This window comes from Pseudomonas lyxosi, from assembly GCF_047758685.1.
Lineage (GTDB): Bacteria > Pseudomonadota > Gammaproteobacteria > Pseudomonadales > Pseudomonadaceae > Aquipseudomonas > Aquipseudomonas lyxosi.
Window position 1 is genome coordinate 5,160,042 of sequence record NZ_CP180481.1, and the last position, 19,464, is coordinate 5,179,505.

Below are 19,464 nucleotides of genomic sequence, written 5' to 3' on the forward strand. Positions count from 1 at the left end.
CATGACGTCCTCACCCAACCTCGACCAAATGTCCCCCGACCAACTGCGTGCCCTCGCGGTGCAGTTGCTGTCCCAGGTTGATTCTCTTGGGCAGCAAGTCGACAGGATGGGCAAAAAGAACGATCGCGACCAAACCATCATTGAGCAACTCACTCACGAAATCGCCTGGTTCAAACGTAACAAGTTTGCCAAGCGCAGTGAGCAATTGAGCCCTGTTCAAGGCAGCCTGCTCGACGACCTGCTCGACACCGACATCGCAGCCATCGAAGCCGAGCTGAAGGCGTTGAATCCGCCGGCTGCGCCGGCCGAACCACGCAAGCAGCCCAAGCGTGTTTCCTTGCCCGCGCAGTTTCCGCGTACTGTGATTTATCACGAACCCAACAATACCCAGTGCCCCTGCGGCTGCCAGCTCCAGCGCATCGGCGAGGACGTCAGCGAGAAGCTGGATTACACGCCGGGCGTGTTCACCGTTGAGCAACATGTGCGCGGGAAGTGGGTCTGCCGCGAGTGCGAAACGCTGACTCAGGCACCGGTTCCGGCCCAGGTAATCGACAAGGGCATCCCGACCGCAGGGCTGCTCGCTCACGTGATGGTGGCCAAATTCGCCGACCATTTGCCGCTGTATCGGCAAGAGAAAATCTTTGGCCGCGCCGGCCTGGCTATCGCCCGTTCGACACTGGCGCAATGGGTTGGCCAAACCGGTGTGCAGCTCCAGCCCTTGGTCGATGCGCTGCGCGAAACAGTGCTTGCTCAAGGCGTGATCCACGCTGACGAAACGCCGGTGCAGATGCTCGCACCGGGCGAGAGGAAAACCCACCGTGCTTACGTCTGGGCCTACTGCACCACGCCTTTTTCGGCACTCAAAGCTGTGCTTTACGACTTCAGCCCAAGCCGTGCGGGCGAACATGCACGCAACTTTCTTGGCCAGTGGAATGGCAAGCTGGTTTGCGATGATTTCGCAGGTTACAAAGCAAGCTTCCAGCAAGGCATCACTGAAATCGGCTGCATGGCCCACGCCCGCCGCAAGTTTTTCGATCTGCACGCGACGAACAAAAGCCAACTGGCCGAGCAGGCGCTGCACTCAATTGGCGGGTTGTACGAAATTGAACGGCAAGCGCGGGAGATGACCGTTGAAGATCGCTGGCGAATACGGCAGGAAAAAGCGGCGCCCGTTATCGACGCACTGCATACCTGGATGATGGCCCAGCGCGACCTTGTGCCCGAGGGGTCGGCTATCGCCAAAGCTCTGGATTACAGCCTTAAGCGCTGGACGGCACTGACTCGATATCTCGAAGACGGCGCTGTACCCATCGATAACAACGCGGTCGAAAATCAGATAAGGCCGTGGGCACTTGGACGCTCGAATTGGTTGTTCGCAGGTTCGCTGCGCAGTGGCAAACGGGCGGCGGCGATCATGAGTTTGATCCAATCGGCGCGGCTCAACGGGCATGATCCGTATGCTTATCTGAAAGACGTTCTGACGCGCTTGCCGACGCAGCGGGCGAGTGAAATCGAAGAGCTTCTACCTCATAAGTGGAGCGAATCACACTCGGACTGGATTGGTGAGCGCTACGTCTCGAATAGGGCCATTCCAAGCGATGGGTGAGAGTAGGAATACTACGATAAGAAAAGCTACCTGGGACAGGTAGAACGGCTCCAGCCACTGCTGCTTCAATGCGACGTAAAAAGTGTTATGAGTTACGTCGACCAAAATAATCGCTACCGTAAGCACGATTCCGGCTCTTGGTTTGATGAAAAGTAGCAGTGCTGCAAGCGGGTCAAAAAACGTAAGCGCCCCCCAGAAAATACGGCTAGCCAAGTAAGTGCTAGGCCCGTATCCGTAGTCCCAGAGCAATCCATGCGAAACGTCTGCACGGATGTGATTAGCGGTTGCGATGAAAAGGCAGCATGCGAACAAAATTCTGACGGCGAATGACAATCTTGGCATAGCGTTATCTACATTCGTGATCTACGCCCTGCATGATAGCGGGATCGATCAACGGCGCCAGCAGTTGCAATGGGAAGGTGTGATCGCTGAACGCTTACCGAGAAAACCGTGTGCAAAATGTAGCTCCAGCCAGTCATATCCTGCTCTGAAAGCCCGTGATGCGGCGTGCATGAAGTCGGCCTGGGTACGCCGAATATCGTCCACAGTCATTTCGCTAGGTATGTGGGGAGAGTCTGGCATGTATGGCAGAGCACTCGGGGCAACGGGCTGCCAAGCCTGCGAGTCAGATTCCGGCAGTGGATGCCCACCAAGCCAAGGTGGGGTACAGCCAGCCTTGCGTCCCGCATGACCTAGCTGTATGCCAGGAACAGCTCCGGCGTCCTTGATGGCCAACGCAACGGACGCGAGATTAGCAATGTGAGAGTCGCTCCATATCCCAGCATCTCCGGGAGTGATGCGCCCCCGAGGACAAACAGCGGTGGCCTCTACAATTACCAAACCGGCACCGCCCTTGGCCAAGGTTTCATAATGGGTTTGGTGCCAATCGGACAACAGCCCGTCATGAGCTTGGTACTGACACATCGGTGAAGCCACGATACGGTTGCGCAACGTGACATCTTTTAAGTGAAAGGGTGAAAACAGAGAAGTCATTAATCTATCCACGTCGAGATACGAATGAGTAGATTATGAATGTGACAACCTCTTTCATTTTTGCCTGATAAGAGCAACAAATTGCATTATTTGACGAGCTTCATATCGAGTCGGTGCTTCTACGCCTGTTATTTCAAGATGTTTCGTAAAGATCGAATGCATAAACCGAGCGTCTATATGCCCTACAGTTTGTGGAAGATGTAGCTGGAGGGTTCCGTTGTATCGACTTGCACACCCCTGTTTCTGACTGCCTCTCGCAACTCGTGATCTGCGATGCGCACGCGCCACGAGGTATGGGCCACTCTTTGAATTCCTGAATCATAATGATCGAATGCAGTCATCAGACGCTGTCTATCCGGCAGATACACAGCCAAAGCGTTTTCTTTCCACGCCGCAACCGTCATATCCATGGATTCGCAGATAGCTACTTTCGCGTGAGCATCTACCGTGTCCGCGTCCCTGGACTGCGCGATCTTAACTTGCAGCGCAGGGCTGGCTACCCGATCAGACACGATTATCTCCCCCGCCTCCCAAACCTCAGGGGGGCACACCTTATCCGCAGGATCCAAGGAAATGAACGGTGAAATTTCCGCAGGATAAATCCTGCACACCAGCGGCCTCTCCTCATAGATCACACACTGATTCTGATCGTCCAGATTTGGGCATTGGGTAAGCGCGTTCGCTGCGAAAATCGCAATAACGTTGATCTTGGCGTTACCACTGTCAATCTGCGCTGCACGTTTAGCGTTATGCCTGAATTTCTCAGACTCAGCGGGCCAAAGGGATTCGTCAAATGCTTCAAGTATCACGGCGACGTCATGACCCCGCTGTAGCCACTGTCTCGATTCTTTCAAGGTCAGAGGAATCAGGCGCCCCTTGCAACACACTCCACATCCATTGCAAGCAAATCGTAGTGCAGTATTTTCCATGCCTATCCTCGAGCTATTTATCCACGGGCATGAGCGGTTGGTACCGCTACATTCGGGCGAACGTGGCTTAGCCGAAAATTATGTCGGGGAGGCACAAGGACTGATTGCCCATTCCATCGGGATGGTTGCCTGTTCCAATTTAAATACTGTTGATCCAAGCCGCAGGCTTCAGGCGATGATGCTGAGGGCGATTCGATTCGTCGTTTTAGGCAATCTTTTACCCAGACCATGCAAACCTTCGCACCTTCTGAACGAGAGAATGGATCTTCGTGGTGACCGGGCGATATGGCCCCCGGCCAGACCAGACACAAGATCCTCAACCTCTAAGGAAAATCGTATGGCTGACAAAAAGGTTTGGCTCATCACTGGCGCAAGCAGAGGCCTTGGCGTCCACTTGGCTCAAGTGGCTTTGACAGCAGGCCACGCCGTGGTCGCCACCGGACGCGACCCCAAGAAGGTGGAGGCTGCCGTAGGTGCCCACAAAAACCTACTGACGGTGAAGCTCGATGTCACCCATCCTGAGGATGCAGAAGCAGCTGTAGCAGCCGCTATCAGCGAGTTTGACCGGATCGACGTATTGATCAACAACGCCGGCAATTTCTATGCTGGTTTTTTTGAAGAACTCACGACGGAGCATGTTCGTAGGCAGATCGAAACCGTGCTCTTCGGGCCCATGAATGTGACACGTGCGGTACTGCCTGTTTTTCGCAAGCAACGGTCTGGCCTGGTGGTAACCATTTCCTCCACCGCAGGCATCGTCGGCGGCACCTTCTGCAGCGCCTACGCAGCGGGCAAATTCGGGGTCGAGGGATGGATGGAGTCACTGGCCCCAGAGGTTGAGCAATTTGGCATCAAAACCATGCTGGTCGAGCCTGGCTTCTTTCGTACCGAGCTACTCACCACTGATTCCACTACCTTCGTAGATCCGGTAATCGAAGATTACGTGGAAAAGACGCTTGAAACCGTCAAAGCCTTGAGCAGCCTCAGCGGTAAGCAAAGTGGAGACCCTGCGAAACTGGCAGTTGCCATTGTTCAGCTCGCCACTAGCGAAACCCCGCCAGCTCGATTCATCGCTGGCGCAGATGCAGCCGAGGCTACCGAGAACAAGGCCAGGGTTCTTCTCGAGCAAGTCAGCGCCTACCGCTCACTGTCATCCTCACTGGCACACGATGAAGCTTGATCTGAAGTAGCCAGATTGCAATGACCTTTTCCGCCCACGGGCAAGCCCGTCGTAGTGGCTGTCTTGTCAGTGGATGACAGTTCTGTGCGCATAGAAGTGCGCCCCGCGAACAATTTTTCAGGAGTTTATCCATGGACAGCGATAAGCCAGAATCCAATTCAAGTTCTGACTTTTTCAAAACTATTGGACGCCGCGAGTTTGTGGCTAAAGCCACGCTTGCAAGTGTGGCATTGGCGATCGGTGCTTCGGCGTGGGCAGGCGCCTCAGTCCCCTCCTCCTCAATCCCACTACCAACAAGCCCGTCGAGAGGAATTGGAAAAATGAGTAAACGTCATCTAGGCAATCTGCAGGTTTCAGCCATCGGTGCCGGCTGCATGAGCATCAGTGCAAACTATGGCCCACCGGCTGATATCGACCAAGGGATCAATACCCTGCGAACCGCTTTCGAAAAGGGTGTTACTTTTTTTGACACCGCCGAAGTCTACGGCCCCTACACCAACGAAGAATTGGTTGGTAAAGCTCTCAAGCCGTTCCGAGACCAAGTGAAAATAGCCAGTAAATTTGGCTTCGCCATCGATGGCACTATTGGCCTCAACAGCCGTCCAGAACACATAAAAAAGGTTGTAGAACAGTCGCTAAATCGTCTACAAACCGACCACATCGACCTGTACTACCAACACCGCGTCGACCCGCACGTACCGATTGAAGACGTAGCGGGCGTCATCAAAGATCTGATCGCCGAGGGCAAGATCCTGCATTTCGGCTTGTCTGAAGCCAGTGCCCGAACCATTCGAAGAGCCCATGCCGTACAGCCTGTCTCGGCCATCCAGTCTGAATACTCGTTCTTCTGCCGTGATCCAGAACATAACGGTGTTCTTGCCGCGTGTGAAGAGTTGGGCATTGGCTTTGTGCCATGGGCGCCGCTAGGCGAAGGCTATCTCACCGGCAAAATGGATCAAAATACGAAGTTCGATACGAAGACTGACTTCCGGGGAACCTTTCCCCGGATGTTGCCAGAAAACATGGCGGCCAACATGCCAGTCGTGGATATCCTGAGGACGGTGGCCACCACCAAAAACGGAACACCGGCCCAGGTAGCTCTCGCCTGGTTGCTCGCACAAAAGCCGTGGATTGTCCCAATTCCAGGCACACGCAGAGTCGATCATCTGACAGAAAACCTGGGAGCATTGGATATCCAGCTTACGAATGAGGATCTGCTTGCAATGGAAGACGCATTTTCCAAACTCGAGGTGCACGGCGAACGAATGTCTGAAATGCACATGCAGCAGATTGATCCAGACTGAGCCGTCTTACCTTATTGCCACTTGCTTGGACTCAGTAACGGTAAGCTGTGAAAAAGAGATCCGCTGCGGCACAGAGCGTTGCTGGCGGCACAAATTTTTAACCAATAAAAAAGGCCCTCGACGGGCCTTTTTTTGTACTCAACCCAAATTCACTTGGTCAGCCAGGACTCGACGGTGTCCGTACTTTCCATCCGCTCTCATGCTGCTACGCTCTCCTCTTCCACGGAGGATTCGCGATGCCAAATTCAGACCTGCTCCCTTCCCTACTCTTAAAAATCAATCAAATCCAGCTTGCCCTTGAGGCCGCCATCATGGAACTCACGCTCTGGGTCGAGCAGCGTGGATCGGGCGAGGTTGGAGGCAACGTGCGTGGTGCGCTGGCGACGATCAGCAAGAACGAAGAGTTCATCAACGTGACGTTAGCCGTGCTAATGACGCCTAAGTGAGTAGTCTCTTAGTAGGCTACCCGTCTGCACCGTACCCTTTTTATGTAAACAGCGGAGCTTACCGACGTGGTCAAGCAGGTGGGAGTCTAAACACGGCTCCCACCTAATCCGATAGTCAAGCCGTCATGGCGCGATTGGTGGCAACAATTTGCTCGTGTGTAAACTGACTGCCGGGAGCCATAAACTTAGCGATCAGTGCGTCGCGGTTTTGAGGCGCCCGTGCCTTGTCTGCCGTGTTCAGTGCCAATTTCAGCTCCGGCAATGTCAGTTCGGTACAGTAGGCTGGTGTACCTGGTTGCTGACGCCACGAATCTTCAAGGCTGCCAGCGGCAAGCGCAATAAAGCCCGTATCCTCAACGAGATCCTGCGCGATTGCCTCAGCGGTGATGTTCCCCCCAGCTACAGGTAGGGCTATACGCGTTGAAGACCCGGCTGGTTGGCCTTTGTCGGCAAGGGTCGCTGCGAGGACGGCGTTCCATGCCTTTACGACCGGGCAGCCAATCTGCTCGCTTACCCAGACGCTCTCGGGCTTGCCGTCGTCAACTTCTTTGATCGCCCCGTCACGCCCCGGATAGTAATTGGATGTGTCAATGACGACGGTTTTCTCCGGAACATTACTCAAGGTCTGCTTGAGATCAGGGTAGTTTGCGAAGGGGATCGAGAGGATCACAACGTCTACCTCGGACACAGCATCTTCCTTAGTCACCGCATGTGCGCCGATTTCATTGGCAAGGTTCTGAATGCTCTGAGGGCCTTTCGAGTTTGCCAGTTTAACTTCATGGCCGCACGCAGCGAGCTTGCGGGCAAGGGTAGTTCCAATGTTGCCGGCGCCGATAATTCCGATTTTCACTTCAATAAACTCCTAACTACAACCAATACTTAAGTGACTGCTTGGCTGGTTGTGCGAATGAGTTAAGCGTGTCGCAAAGCCACAGCAATCTGGGATGTGTACGCATGTCGCTTGACTCAGGTAAATTCGAATCTTCAAGAATGAAAGGTCACGCTGTCGGTGATCGGCACACGATCCATATGGATGCGGTTGCCCGGAGCGCTCTCGTCTGGGTAGCCAAATGACATGCCAAACAGCATTTTCATTTCTTCAGAAATGCCTAGCGCCTCTCGGATCGTTGATGCATAGAAACCAAGCGAGGTTTGCGGAATGCCGCCTAACCCTCGGGCAGCAAGTGACAGTAGGAAGGTCTGCCCGTACATGCCAACGTCGCCAGCAGTTCGAACACTGTCGCCAAACACCGGCATGAATAAAAAGACTGCCTGGGGGGCATTGAAAAAGGACAAGTTCAGGGCTGCCGCACGTCGGCGCCCCTCCTTGTCTTCGCGCATAACATTCATAGCCTCGTAGTAGGCTTTACCTTGTGCATTCTTGCGATCCCCATAAATGCCGTAAAAAGCATCCATATCGAACGAAAAGTCTGGCGTGAATTCGCCTGCAGTATTTTTCGCGTGGAGAATTTGCGAAAGCTCTTTCAGTTTTTGGCCACGAACGATGTGTACATCCCAGGGCTGGGTGTTGTTAGCCGCACTCAATTTCTCCACATCGCTCAGTGCGGGATTACCGTAGTTGATGAGCATGATCGGGAGGCAGAGATGCGCTGTGAGTGCTTCCAAGTGCTGGAAGTCCTTAACGCCAACCAAGCAAATAGCATCTGCTCCAGCCTTTTGATAGGCCGTAGTCCGGGCAATCGAATCTTCCAAAGTGGTAACGGCCACATTCGTCCTGGCGATGATGCAAAGTGCATCATCTGACCGAGCAAATCGTGCCGCGTAGATCTTGCTCGCGGCCTCCTCCATATTGATGAGCACGTTCGATTGCTCGTCGTACTTGGCTGGCAGGTGCGTGTCTTCCAGTGTCAGCGCAGCAACACCGGCCTTCTGTAATTCTGTGACCGTTCGCATCACATTGAGCGCGTTTCCGAATCCATGGTCAGCGTCCCCAATGATCGGGATTTGGCTAGCGCGACCAACTCTGGAAACTTGCTCTGCAAATTCATCGAGAGTGAGCAACGAGATGTCTGGGGCACCGAGCACTTGAAGCGAGGCGACGGATCCACCCTGGATAGCGACCTCAAAGCCAAGGTCAGAGGCCATTCGAACGGAGATCGGATCGAATACGGATGCGGCAAATTTACAGGCTGTTCCATGAAGCAAATCACCGAACGCCTGACGCAGTTCATGATGTGATCGTTCAATCATTTTTTCGGCTCCATCACATTTCAACTGAGTACATCGCTTGAATCGTCCTGCGGGAACGAAACATCAAATCGGCTACCGGTCATTGCGCTCTGTTCGAAGCGGAATGGCCGGTAAGGCGATGCAGGTTACTTTTGCGCTAATAACGCTTTTCGCTCTGCCTTTTCGTTTTTCATTGCCGCAATTTCACGCTCGCAGGCCTCGACATCGAACGAGTTGTCCCACTTGGCAATCGCGATGGTGCCGATACCGTTGCCGATCAGGTTGGTCACGGCTCGCGCTTCGTTGAGGAACCGGTCGATGCCCAAGAGCAGGACAAGGCCGACCAACGGAATGGAGTGGATGGTTGTGAGCGTTGCCGCAAGGGTTATGAACCCGGCCCCCGCCACGCCAGCTGAGCCTTTCGAGGTCAGCAGAAAGACGCCCAACAGAATCATCTGATCCATAAACGTCAGCGGTGTATTGGTTGCCTGCGCGATGAAAATCGCCGCCATGGTGAGGTAAATGCAGGTGCCATCCGCATTGAAGGTGTAGCCAGTCGGCAGCACCATACCCACCACTGACTTCTTGCAGCCCAGCTTTTCAAGCTTGACCATCATTCGCGGAAGCACAGCCTCAGTCGAGCAGGTTCCGAGCGTGATCAGAATCTCGTCCTTGAAGTAACGGAGAAACTGAAACAAGGGCATTCCTGACCATCGAGCAACCGTGCCCAGCACTATCACAATGAAGATCAGGGTGGTGGCGTAGAGTGCTATCAACAACTGGCCGAGCGACAGCAACGTACCGATCCCGTACTTGCCGATAGTGAAAGCCATACCGGCACCAGCACCAATTGGAGCCAGACGCATGACCATTGCCACGATCTTGAACAGGCCTTGCAGGAACAGGTCGATCGTATTGATCAGCGGCTTACTGGTTTCACCCATTTGAACCAGGGCAACCCCCATCAAGACCGAAAGCAAGATGACCTGAAGCATGACGCCGTTCGAGAACGCGCCGACAAAAGTTTGCGGGATGATGTTCATGAAAAAATCGACGGTGCCACCCTGCTCACTGGCAGCTTGACTGTACTTAGCGATAGCACTGCCATCCAGCGTGTCGACATTGATGTTCATTCCAACGCCTGGCTTTACGACGTTGACCACAATAAGGCCGATGACCAGTGCGATGGTTGAAAGAATCTCGAAGTAGAGCAGCGATTTAACGCCAATTCTCCCTACCTCTTTGATGCTGCCCATCTTGGCTATACCGACAACCACGGTGCCAAAAATAATTGGGGCCAACAGCATTTTGATGAGTCTGATAAAGCCGTCTGCAAATGGTTGAAGCTTGGCTCCGAATTGCGGTTCAAAGTGACCAATTGCTGCACCGATTACGATACCGATCAGTACCTGCACATACAGCTGGCCGTACCAGCGGGACTTGGAGATTTCCACGGGAGCACCTCATTTTATTTTTGTGATGGGCGTGTGGCGTGGCGTCAGCGGGTGACGCCTGATAACTGTGGCCTCAACCAAGAGGCCACAGTTCGGGAGCTATCAGCCCTCACCCAGCTCGCGCATTACGGCGTACAAGGCGGATTTGGCTTCGAAGCCGACACCCGGAATATCCGGCAGACCCACGTAGCCATTTTCTACGCGAATCCCGTCAGCGAACCCGCCGAAAGGCTGGAACACGTCTGGATAGGATTCGTTGCCACCAAGGTGCAAACCTGCGGCGATGTTCAGGGACATCTGATGGCCACCGTGCGGAACTACGCGACGCGAAGACCAGCCCATGTCTTCCATCACTTTCAGGGTGCGCATGTACTCAACCAAACCGTAGGACAGGGCGCAGTCGAATTGAACGAAGTCGCGATCAGGACGCATGCCGCCGTGGCGCAGCAGGTTGCGGGCATCTTGATGGGAGAACAGGTTTTCGCCAGTGGCCATCGGCAGGTCGTAGTGCTTGGCCAGCTCTGCCTGGAGCGCGTAATCGAGTGGATCGCCCGCCTCTTCGTACCAGAACAGGTTGTACGGTTTCAGTGCTTCGGCATAAGCGATGGCGGTGTCTTGATCGAAGCGACCGTTGGCATCCACTGCCAGGCGACGGCCATCACCTACTACTTTGAGTACCGATTCGATTCGACGAATATCGTCCGCCAGAGGCGCGGCACCGATCTTCATTTTGACCACGTCATAGCCGCGATCCAGGTAGCTGCGCATCTCGTCTTGAAGCTTTGCGTCATCTTTGCCTGGGTAGTAGTAACCACCGGCAGCGTAAACCCAGACTTTATCGTCGGCCACGCCGTTACGGTAACGGTCAGCCAGCAGGCGATACAGTGGCTTGCCTTCGATCTTGGCGACAGCGTCCCATACGGCCATGTCGATGGTGCCCACCGCAACGGAACGCTCACCGTGGCCGCCTGGTTTCTCGTTGGTCATCAGGGCTTTCCAGATGGCGAACGGATCCAGGTTGTTATTTTCTTTATCGATCAGGGACTCCGGTTCGGCTTCAGTGATACGAGCCAGGAAGCGATCACGCATCAATGCGCCTTGACCATAGCGACCGTTGGAGTTGAAGCCGTAGCCGATGACAGGTTTACCATCGCGAATCACATCCGTGACGACAGCGACCACCGAGCAGGTCATTTTGGAAAAATCGATGTAGGCGTTGGCAATTGGGGAGGCAATAGAAACAGTTTTTTCACGGATGTCTACGATACGCATGACGGGTTCCTCTTGTTGTTGGTGGCCCCACGTTATGCTTTGCGATGACACCCGCCCAATGCTATTAATGCCGCACCCTATGCACAGGAGGCATGGCCCTTGGAACTCGTTTGGCTCGAGGATTTTTCAGCCCTTGCGGAGTACGGCAGCTTTGTTCGCGCGGCTGAAGCTCGGCACGTTACTCAGCCGGCATTCAGTCGCAGAGTCCGCTCTCTAGAGAATTGGATGGGGGTACAGCTGTTCGTTCGCACCCCTCAAGGGGCGACCCTGACCGAGGCTGGGAGGCAAATTTTGCCAAGCGCTCAGGAGGCAGCCAGACGCTTGTACAGGATGCGCAACGAAGCTCAAGAGGTGGCGGGAATGGCCGCTAAATCGCTGCACTTCGCTGCAACTCACTCCCTGTCGTTTACCTTTTTTCCAAGGTGGCTTCGAAGCGCAGAAAACGGTGCCCCAATCGAGGCTGTACAGCTGCACTCAGATAGCATGGCGGTCTGTGAGCAGATGCTGATACACGGCCAAGTTCAGTTTCTGCTCTGCCACCGCCACCCCGACGTCCCGCCATTACTGGCCCCTGATCAGTTCATCGGCAAGAAGGTTGGCGAGGACGTTCTCGTTCCGCTGGCGAGTGCTTCCGCCGACTTCGGCACTTCCCCAGCGGCATTGCCTTACCTCGCTTATACCCATGAGTCCGGACTGGGGCGTATCGTCGCTCACCGACTGCATGGCAAGGAAGATTACCTTCACCTCAAACCACTTTTCAGCAGCCACCTCGCGGCAGTGCTGATGTCTATGGCTCTGGAAAGCAAAGGCGTGGCGTGGTTGCCCAAGAGCCTCACCGAGCAAGAAATAATGGATGGGCGCTTAGTCAGAGCACTAGACGAAAGCTGGGATATCCCTCTGGAAATTCACCTGACCCGTCCAGCAGCGCCACTCAGTTCATCTGCCGAAGAGTTCTGGGCCAGGGTGGGCAGTGACTGATAACGCATCCAATAAAAAAGGCCCCTTGTACTCAAACCAATTCACTTGGTAAGCCAAGACTCGACTTTGTCCGAGCCATATTTTGCTTTCCATTCTTTCAGTGTTTTGTGGTTGCCACCCTTGGTTTCCACGACTTCGCCAGATTCCGGATTTTTGTAGACCTTCACTTGGCGAGGCTTGCGAGAGCTGCTCTTCGACTCAGCAGCGGGTGCGCGACGACCTGCCTTTGGATCAAGTAGGTTGACGATGTCTTTTAAGCTGAAGCCGTACTTCGCCAACAAGGCACGGAGCTTCGTTTCGAATTCGATTTCTTGCTTCAAGCCAGCGTCACCTTTGAGGGCTTCGAGTGCTTGAAGCTGTTCTGCCAGGTGTTTTTCGAGCTGGCGGAACTCTGCGAGCTTGGACATGAGAAATCTCTCCGTGATTGTTATTCTAACGTTACACCAAAAACTCCGATTTGCATGAAGTAAGAGCGTTTACTTTGCTCATTAGTTCGTATCCGTTGCAGGGTTCGCACTTGAGCAAATGTCCATTTATAAGCATTTAGAGACGAGAGAAGGTTCGTAATGTCGCAACGGAACATTGGTGTGATGGCGCCGAATCGGAATCTGGTTTGCGGAACGGAATAGCCAGCGGAGGTGTCGTTTGTATTAGACACCTTTGTGTCGAAATCCCGTTCAGATAAAGAGGTTGGTTTCATGAACAATATCATCTACATCGTTGGGGCAGTGGTGATCGTCCTAGTTATCCTGTCGTTTGTCGGTCTTGTATAGACTGCCAGCTGAAACCCATTCTGGTGGCGCCGGTAGCGGTTCAGTACGAGCCAAACCACGGAACTCGAAGGCATTTTACACATGTATCCGACGACTCCCGACGGTCGCTACTTTGTGGTCAAAGAGCAGCTTTGGCGTTGCACCAACCCTTCACTGATAGCGGATGCACGGCAGCGCCTCGTCGACGAACTCATGGCAGGGCGACGCCAGGTAAAGGCAGCGAAAGCCTCAGGTGATTCTGGGAGTTATCGGCAGCAAGGACAAAGGTTCAGAAGACCAAGGTTCAGCTCGGTGAGCGCGGGCCTGTTTGGTGGGACGATGGTAGTCCTGATTTTCAATAACCAGGTTGCCAATACACCCTATGCTGATTGGTACCTTTCCATAATGCACTAACCGCATGCATCCAGAGGGGCGTGTGCAGATCAGTCGTAGAAGGACAACTAGATGCTCGGACGCAAACAGCCAACGCAAAAGGCCGACAGCTCCACTGAACCCTACTCTGCGAAAGCTGTGCAGGCTGGAGCTACGTTCCGACTCACAGTGAGCTTCATGCTGGTGGTAATTGTCGCATTCGTGGCCGTTGAGGGTTGGCGGACGTGGCGCGACTATCGTTCAGCCTTTGCATCTGCCCGCGACTCCGTGACGAATCTTGCGCGTGCGACGGCTCAGCACGCGGAAGATACCATTCGGCAAGTAGATGTGTTGACCGCCGCGCTTGGTGAACGAGTGGAAGGAGACGGCTTACAGAGCATCAACATCCCTCGCATCCACAAACTATTGGTTCAGCAATCCAAAATAATGCCCCAGCTGCACGGACTTTTTATTTACGGCCCTGACGGGCAGTGGATCGTGACGGACAAGGAAGTCACTCCAGAGCCCGTGAACAACGCCGACCGCGATTATTTCCAGTATCACCTTGCGCACAATGATCGAAACGTACGCATCGGCGAAGTAGTCCGGAGTAGATCAACCGACGATCTCATCATTCCTATCTCTCGCCGCTTGAACAACCCAGATGGGTCGTTCGCGGGCGTACTGCTGGGGACGATCAAGGTCAGTTACTTCGTGGACTACTACGGCGATTTCAAAATTGATGACAAGGGCGCTTTGGTTCTGACCATGCGCAGCGGAACAATCCTGGTGCGTCGCCCCTTCATTGCATCCGTTGTTGGTAAAAGCTTGGCGAACAGCGAGATCTTCAAGCGCTACTTGCCAACGTCCAACGAAGGCATCGCTGAGGTTAAGGCCGTCATAGACGAGACCGAGCGCCTGTACGGTTATAGAGCATTGACTACCTATCCTCTGGTCGTTGAAGCCGGGCTGTCTCGTGATTCCATCACTGCACCTTGGCGCCGTGATCTACTGAAAACAGGGCTCGTGCTGGTGTTCTTGATCGCCGTGCTTGTGGTTTTTGGACTCATCGTTTTGAATCAGCTCCGTCAAAGAATGATGGCGGAAAGAGAGTTACGTCACGCGCACCAAGCCATGCGAGACATGGCCCTGACTGACAGTCTGACCGGACTGGGCAATCGTCGACGGCTGGATAGCGCACTGCTGGATGAGATTCGCTTGGCGACGCGCCAAGGCTCATCGCTTGCATTGGTCATGCTCGATGTCGATTACTTCAAACGCTACAACGACAGGTATGGACATGCGGCCGGCGATGACTGCCTGAGCGCTGTTGGAGGCGCGATCCAGCAAGCGGTCAAAAGACCCGGGGATCTGGCCGTCAGGTACGGTGGAGAAGAATTCACGGTTCTACTTCCCAACACCGACAGTGCGGGCGCAAAACAAGTCGCCCAGGATATCTTGGAAGCCATTCGATCATTGAACATCGAGCACTCCGAACATCCTTTGGGAAAGGTGACTGCCAGTGGAGGTATTACTACAAGCCAGCCGAGCGTCGAGGAAGTGACGCCGGCCACCTTGCTGAAGTCGGCTGACGCGCAGCTCTATTCAGCAAAACAGAGAGGACGAAATCGTTGGTGCTCCGCTGATGAGTCAACGCAATGATGGGCAGTGCTTTTTTCGACGTTTACAGCGTAGGTAGATAGGTGTGTAGCGTCGCCCCAAGATAATCGGTTCCCTAGATGTTCACCTTGGATAAAGCGCTTCATGGGCGATCCTTGCGATGAAATCCTCAGAAATCATCGCCAGGGTTCGCGGAGGCGTCTTTACACACTCTGTGTCGAAAGCAGACTCTCAAGCTATTTTTATGAACATCCACCTAGCGGCCCATTGGCCACTCTTATTGCATGATTGCGCGATGGATCGTTTGTATCAATCGCCGTGTTGATGGTTTACGGGACTGCATCAGGCGTTTGACGTATGTCAGGTTCTGTACTGATTCACCCTTTGAATCAGATCCACCCTTGATCACCGCACAGCCCACTAGGCAGAACACGTGAAACATTCGACACTTACTGCCGCGCTGCTCTGTCTATTACTCGGCACTCCCGTCAGGGCCGAGCAGTATCAGGTCGTTACTGAAGAGTGGGCGCCGTACAACTACCAGGAGAACAATCAGCTCACCGGCATGGCCACGGAGATCGTTTGGGGCATTATGGCGCTGACCGGGGATGACTTTGAGGTGGTGCTGCTGCCCAGTATGCGAAGCACCCGCGTATTGAAGACCCGGCCCAAGACCATAATGTATTCCCTGTTCCGCACGGCGGAGCGCGAACCGTTATACAAGTGGGTCGGACCGATCGTGGAAGAGTCTATTCACCCCTACCAGTTAGCCAATGCGCAGCAGCCGGTGAACTCCTTAGAGCAGCTACTGCACGCCCCACAGATCACGACGAGACATGCCGGCCTAATACCCGAGATTCTGCAGTCGCGGGGCTTCAACAACCTCGAAAAAAGTGCAACCGAGAGTCTGCAGCTCTATCGAATGCTGCTAGCCGGGCGCACCGACATCATCATTGGCGACACCGCTGCGGGGGTGACTTTCTACAGCCGCCAGTTGAACATCACTCCCGGCACGCTGCGGCAGATTCCCATCGAGCTCTATCGCTCATCGCTGTACATCGCCTTCAGCCGCGACTGTGAAGACGAACTGGTAGCGTCCTGGGCCAACGCCCTGGAGCAGATGCGCCGATCGGGCGAGCTGGAGCGTATCCAGGATCGATACAATCAACCCATCGGGCAATGAAAGCGCGGAACCAGCGCAAGCCCCCTTCGCACTTATCCACCCTTGCTCTCACTCAACGAGGAAGATAAGCCATGAACATTATGGCTACATACAGCCATCAACCTTGGAACAAGAGAATGGCTTGACCCGGCCACGCCAAAGGAGTGTGCCGAGCAGATGATGCTTCAGAGATGTATCCTTTCCCCGATTTTTATAGCCCGGCCCTGCGCCGGGCTTTTGGTATCTACCTGTCATGCCTTCGTCACACCCACCAAGCACAATGCGGTCAGCCAAAGGGATTTGGCCCCGCCTACAGAGAGCCCGGCCTGGCGCCGGTTTGTTTCGTTCCGCCACCACCCACCTGCTACGCTTTCCCCTACAACTGGAGGAACAGCCATGCCTGCGTACCACTTTCAATGCTGAACAACCGTTTCTTAGGCGTTGTCCGTGGCCATGCGCCTGGCATTACGCTCCAGCTGCCGATGGACACGCGGATCAATGCCCCTGGCGACCAGTGCCCGCGCAACATCACGCAGAGCACGAGCATCTCGTAAGCTAATTTCAGGATAGGTACCGAGAGAAATACGGGGTTGCTTATCCGCCCAGGAAAAGCGGAAGTGCCAACACTTGGCGCCTTTCGTATTCACGAAAAGGGCGAGGCCGTTGTAGTCAGGGAGGGTGTAGTCCTTGGCACGGGGTTTGGCGTGCCGGACTGCCGTATCGGTGAGAGCCATCGTACAATCTCCGTCTCGTTTGAATAGAGGAGATTTGTACGGCTTCCAGAGAGGCGAGTCCCACGAAAAAGTGATCTACCAAGCGCCAGATTAATGTACAAAAAATGTACTAAAAAAACGTGGATGGTAGTGTTTTTGAGTGGAGCTTACTGGAACGAAAAAAGAGGCCGAAGCCTCTTTTTTCAGTTTCTACAGACCTCAATAGAAGCCTGTAGAACAATAATTGGAGCGGGAAACGAGACTCGCATCTGGCGTCCGACCCATTGAAACATAAGGGGTTTCTTTTATTCCTGAAGCAGGAATGGACTTGATTCTGGACTTGTTTTCAGTGGGTATCAAGAAGAGAAAGGACGTGCCTGCTTGGAATTGGGAGCGGAAATCGGGTGCAATTTCTCATCGAACTCATCAAGTGAGACGAATGAAAGCGCTTGCAGTGTGTCCAGCGAACGCAGGTGCTGTCGATACATCGCTAACTGAGTGACACGTGCTTCCTGGGAAATGTACGGTACGTGATAGGCAACAAAGGTCGGAAGCACTGTCATCCCGGTATAGGCCAACGTTCCACGCAGGATAGGCCGGAGCATGTCGTTGAGTTCACCGTGCACGCCTCCGCTCACCAACATGTGTGGTTGACCGCCGACAGTAATGGCGAGCATGGCCTTCTTGCCAGCCAGGCCTCCCTGGTCGTAAAAGCGCTTTCCGCCATAGCAGACGCCAGAAACCAATACCCGGTCTATCCAGCCTTTCATGATCGCCGGCATCGAGAACCAATAAATTGGGAAGTTGAAGATCACCAGATCGGCCTTCAGCAACTTGTCCAGCTCCGCCTGGATATCCGGCGCCAGTGTGCGTTGCGAGCAATTGTGACGCTGTTCCAAGGCATACGTCAGGTACTCTGAATTTACGCGGCTGCCAAAGTCAGCCGCGCTGGCGATCGGATTCCAGCTCATGGCATACAGGTCAGACACTTCGACAGAGTGCCCTTGCTCCCGTAGTACTTCGACAGCCAGTTCTTTCATGGCCGCATTGAACGATTGCGGCTCGTTGTGCGCGTGGACAATGAGGATGTGCATTGGACAGCTCTCCATTGGGTTGGCCATCCAATCAGCCGGTGATGTCTTTACCGAAGATGGCACGTGCGATGACTAGCTTTTGAATCTCATTGGTTCCCTCATAGATTTCGGCGATCTTGCAATCGCGATAGATCTCTTCGACACGGTAGTGCGAACCATCCGCCGCGAGCTCGCGCATAAAGCCATAGCCACCAAAGATCTGTACCGCGTCGCGGGCGAATTCACCGGCAAGGTTGGTGCCGTACCATTTGGCCATCGCGGCCTCGGGCTCCGGAAAAGCGAGCCCTTCGTCCATGCGCAACGCCGCCTTGAGATACAGGTTGCGGGCGTTCTCGATTTCAGTGGCGCGCTCGGCCATCTTGAACTGCCAGTGTTGGAACTGTGCGATAGCTTTGCCAAACGCCCGGCGCGTCTTGAGCCGCGCGATACTGTGATCAAACAATGCCTGAGCCATGCCGGTCCCACTCGCGGCAATCCCGATGCGTCCGAACGTCAGTGTTTGCAACGCTATCTTGAGACCTTCACCGGGCTGGCCAACGACGTTCGTCATGGGCACTTTGACGTTGTCGAAGTAGATATCCGCCGTCAGTTGACCATGGTTGCCCATTTTCTTGTCGGGTTCGCCAACACGAACACCTGGCCAATTCAACTCGACCACCAACTCGGTCATGCGCGCGCCATCGACACAGAGCAGTACAACAAAGTCGGCAACTGGGGCATTGGAAATGAAACGCTTGCGGCCGTTGACGATGTAGCCATCTTCGGTGCGCGTAGCGTGGGTGCCCATGGCTTCAACGCTCAAGTCGGTACTGGCATCCGGCTCGGTAGTCGCGAAACTCCCGATCTTGTCGCCGCTGAGCAAAGGCCTGAGATAGCGTTGCTTGATCGAGTCCGACCCGTGGTTCAGCGCATTACCCGCGAGAATGCAGTGCACGTCCACGATGGCGGCCACCGAGTTCGAATGGTAGGCCAACTCCTCGATCATCACGGCAGTGGCCGTGGTGGGGTATTTGAGCCCTCGCCCACCCACATCGGCGGTAAAGGGAATGCCAAACAAACCGGCCTTGGCCATTTTGGCGAACAAGTCATGCGGGAACGCTGCAACGGACTCCTCTGTGTGGCCAATGGCGTAGGCCACCGGGGCGACGTGTTCGTCGGCGAAGCGACGAATCTCCTGGCGGATAGCCAGGATTTCCTGCGGGGTATCCAGGTCGTGATACAGGCGATCCTGGTGACGCGCAACAGTCGCATTGACCGAAGTATTGGCAAGATGGGTCATGGTTATCTCTTCTGTAGCCTGGGGAAGCAACGTGGTGTGAACGGTATGGAAACTGATGGAATGACGTAATAGGCAAAAACGACGGTAAATATGCGAATATCGCCATCTATGCCAAAAAAG

General features: G+C 54.3%; 17 protein-coding genes and 2 pseudogenes. 8 read left to right on the forward strand and 11 right to left on the reverse strand.

Going from position 1 to position 19,464, the window contains the following annotated elements:
- The first annotated feature begins 1 nt into the window (after position 1).
- On the forward strand, positions 2-1,606 hold the full coding sequence (gene tnpC / locus ACMXYI_RS23710) for an IS66 family transposase (protein ID WP_415769331.1): 1,605 nt from the start codon (positions 2-4) through the stop codon (positions 1,604-1,606).
- A gap of 390 nt (positions 1,607-1,996) precedes the next feature.
- Here the strand turns inward: tnpC and ACMXYI_RS23715 are convergent, their stop codons facing one another.
- Positions 1,997-2,599, reverse strand: coding sequence for a hypothetical protein (locus tag ACMXYI_RS23715; protein ID WP_415769332.1), 603 nt, complete (start codon positions 2,597-2,599; stop codon positions 1,997-1,999).
- Positions 2,600-2,781: 182 nt separating this feature from the next.
- Positions 2,782-3,528 carry a YkgJ family cysteine cluster protein gene (locus ACMXYI_RS23720; protein ID WP_415769333.1) on the reverse strand — a complete coding sequence of 249 codons (747 nt, stop codon included), beginning with the start codon at positions 3,526-3,528 and terminating at the stop codon, positions 2,782-2,784.
- 337 nt (positions 3,529-3,865) lie between these two features.
- Here ACMXYI_RS23720 and ACMXYI_RS23725 point away from each other — a divergent pair, with 337 nt between their 5' ends.
- The 3 genes from ACMXYI_RS23725 (at position 3,866) to ACMXYI_RS23735 (ending at position 6,458) form a co-directional block, all read left to right on the forward strand.
- Entirely contained in the window at positions 3,866-4,708 is an 843-nt protein-coding gene (locus ACMXYI_RS23725; RefSeq protein ID WP_415769334.1) for an SDR family oxidoreductase, read from the forward strand.
- A 320-nt stretch (positions 4,709-5,028) separates the two neighbouring features.
- A complete protein-coding gene (locus tag ACMXYI_RS23730) occupies positions 5,029-6,012 on the forward strand; it encodes an aldo/keto reductase (RefSeq protein ID WP_415773959.1) in 984 nt (327 codons plus the stop codon).
- Positions 6,013-6,248: 236 nt separating this feature from the next.
- Complete coding sequence (locus tag ACMXYI_RS23735) at positions 6,249-6,458, forward strand: hypothetical protein (protein WP_415769335.1); 210 nt, start codon at positions 6,249-6,251, stop codon at positions 6,456-6,458.
- Between the two features lie 115 nt (positions 6,459-6,573).
- On the opposite strand, the gene ACMXYI_RS23740 is transcribed toward ACMXYI_RS23735, so the two are convergent.
- From ACMXYI_RS23740 to ACMXYI_RS23760, 5 genes and pseudogenes are all read right to left on the reverse strand, one after another.
- Entirely contained in the window at positions 6,574-7,308 is a 735-nt protein-coding gene (locus tag ACMXYI_RS23740) for an NADPH-dependent F420 reductase (RefSeq protein WP_415769336.1), read from the reverse strand.
- Between the two features lie 134 nt (positions 7,309-7,442).
- Positions 7,443-8,012 (reverse strand): nitroreductase family protein, encoded by a 570-nt coding sequence (locus ACMXYI_RS23745; protein ID WP_415773960.1) that lies wholly within the window; start codon positions 8,010-8,012, stop codon positions 7,443-7,445.
- Positions 7,989-8,669, reverse strand: a pseudogene (locus ACMXYI_RS23750) (isocitrate lyase/PEP mutase family protein); the annotation flags it as partial. The gene ACMXYI_RS23745 and the pseudogene ACMXYI_RS23750, both read right to left, overlap by 24 nt.
- Before the next feature lie 125 nt (positions 8,670-8,794).
- The gene (gene dctA, locus ACMXYI_RS23755) at positions 8,795-10,102 is read right to left on the reverse strand and encodes a C4-dicarboxylate transporter DctA (protein ID WP_415769337.1); all 1,308 of its coding nucleotides are present in this window, start codon (positions 10,100-10,102) and stop codon (positions 8,795-8,797) included.
- 102 nt (positions 10,103-10,204) lie between these two features.
- Positions 10,205-11,374 (reverse strand): mandelate racemase/muconate lactonizing enzyme family protein, encoded by a 1,170-nt coding sequence (locus ACMXYI_RS23760; RefSeq protein ID WP_415769338.1) that lies wholly within the window; start codon positions 11,372-11,374, stop codon positions 10,205-10,207.
- 99 nt (positions 11,375-11,473) lie between these two features.
- On the opposite strand from ACMXYI_RS23760, the gene ACMXYI_RS23765 reads away from it, so the two are divergent.
- Positions 11,474-12,352: a LysR family transcriptional regulator gene (locus ACMXYI_RS23765; protein WP_415769339.1), complete on the forward strand. Its 879-nt coding sequence runs from the start codon at positions 11,474-11,476 to the stop codon at positions 12,350-12,352.
- Positions 12,353-12,393: 41 nt separating this feature from the next.
- Here the strand turns inward: ACMXYI_RS23765 and ACMXYI_RS23770 are convergent, their stop codons facing one another.
- Positions 12,394-12,759 carry a histone-like nucleoid-structuring protein, MvaT/MvaU family gene (locus ACMXYI_RS23770; RefSeq protein WP_415769340.1) on the reverse strand — a complete coding sequence of 122 codons (366 nt, stop codon included), beginning with the start codon at positions 12,757-12,759 and terminating at the stop codon, positions 12,394-12,396.
- A gap of 447 nt (positions 12,760-13,206) precedes the next feature.
- Between ACMXYI_RS23770 and ACMXYI_RS23775 the strand changes: the two are divergent.
- From ACMXYI_RS23775 to ACMXYI_RS23785, 3 genes and pseudogenes are all read left to right on the forward strand, one after another.
- Positions 13,207-13,518 (forward strand): annotated as a pseudogene (locus ACMXYI_RS23775) (hypothetical protein).
- 51 nt (positions 13,519-13,569) lie between these two features.
- A complete protein-coding gene (locus ACMXYI_RS23780) occupies positions 13,570-15,138 on the forward strand; it encodes a sensor domain-containing diguanylate cyclase (RefSeq protein ID WP_415769341.1) in 1,569 nt (522 codons plus the stop codon).
- Between the two features lie 391 nt (positions 15,139-15,529).
- Positions 15,530-16,279, forward strand: a complete 750-nt coding sequence (locus ACMXYI_RS23785; RefSeq protein ID WP_415769342.1) for a substrate-binding periplasmic protein — start codon at positions 15,530-15,532, stop codon at positions 16,277-16,279.
- 413 nt (positions 16,280-16,692) lie between these two features.
- On the opposite strand, the gene ACMXYI_RS23790 is transcribed toward ACMXYI_RS23785, so the two are convergent.
- The 3 genes from ACMXYI_RS23790 to ACMXYI_RS23800 form a co-directional block, all read right to left on the reverse strand.
- Positions 16,693-16,992, reverse strand: coding sequence for an Arm DNA-binding domain-containing protein (locus tag ACMXYI_RS23790; RefSeq protein WP_415769343.1), 300 nt, complete (start codon positions 16,990-16,992; stop codon positions 16,693-16,695).
- 335 nt (positions 16,993-17,327) lie between these two features.
- Positions 17,328-18,065: an NAD(P)H-dependent oxidoreductase gene (locus ACMXYI_RS23795; protein ID WP_415769344.1), complete on the reverse strand. Its 738-nt coding sequence runs from the start codon at positions 18,063-18,065 to the stop codon at positions 17,328-17,330.
- Positions 18,066-18,096: 31 nt separating this feature from the next.
- Positions 18,097-19,344 (reverse strand): acyl-CoA dehydrogenase family protein, encoded by a 1,248-nt coding sequence (locus ACMXYI_RS23800; RefSeq protein WP_415769345.1) that lies wholly within the window; start codon positions 19,342-19,344, stop codon positions 18,097-18,099.
- Between the last annotated feature and the right edge of the window lie 120 nt (positions 19,345-19,464).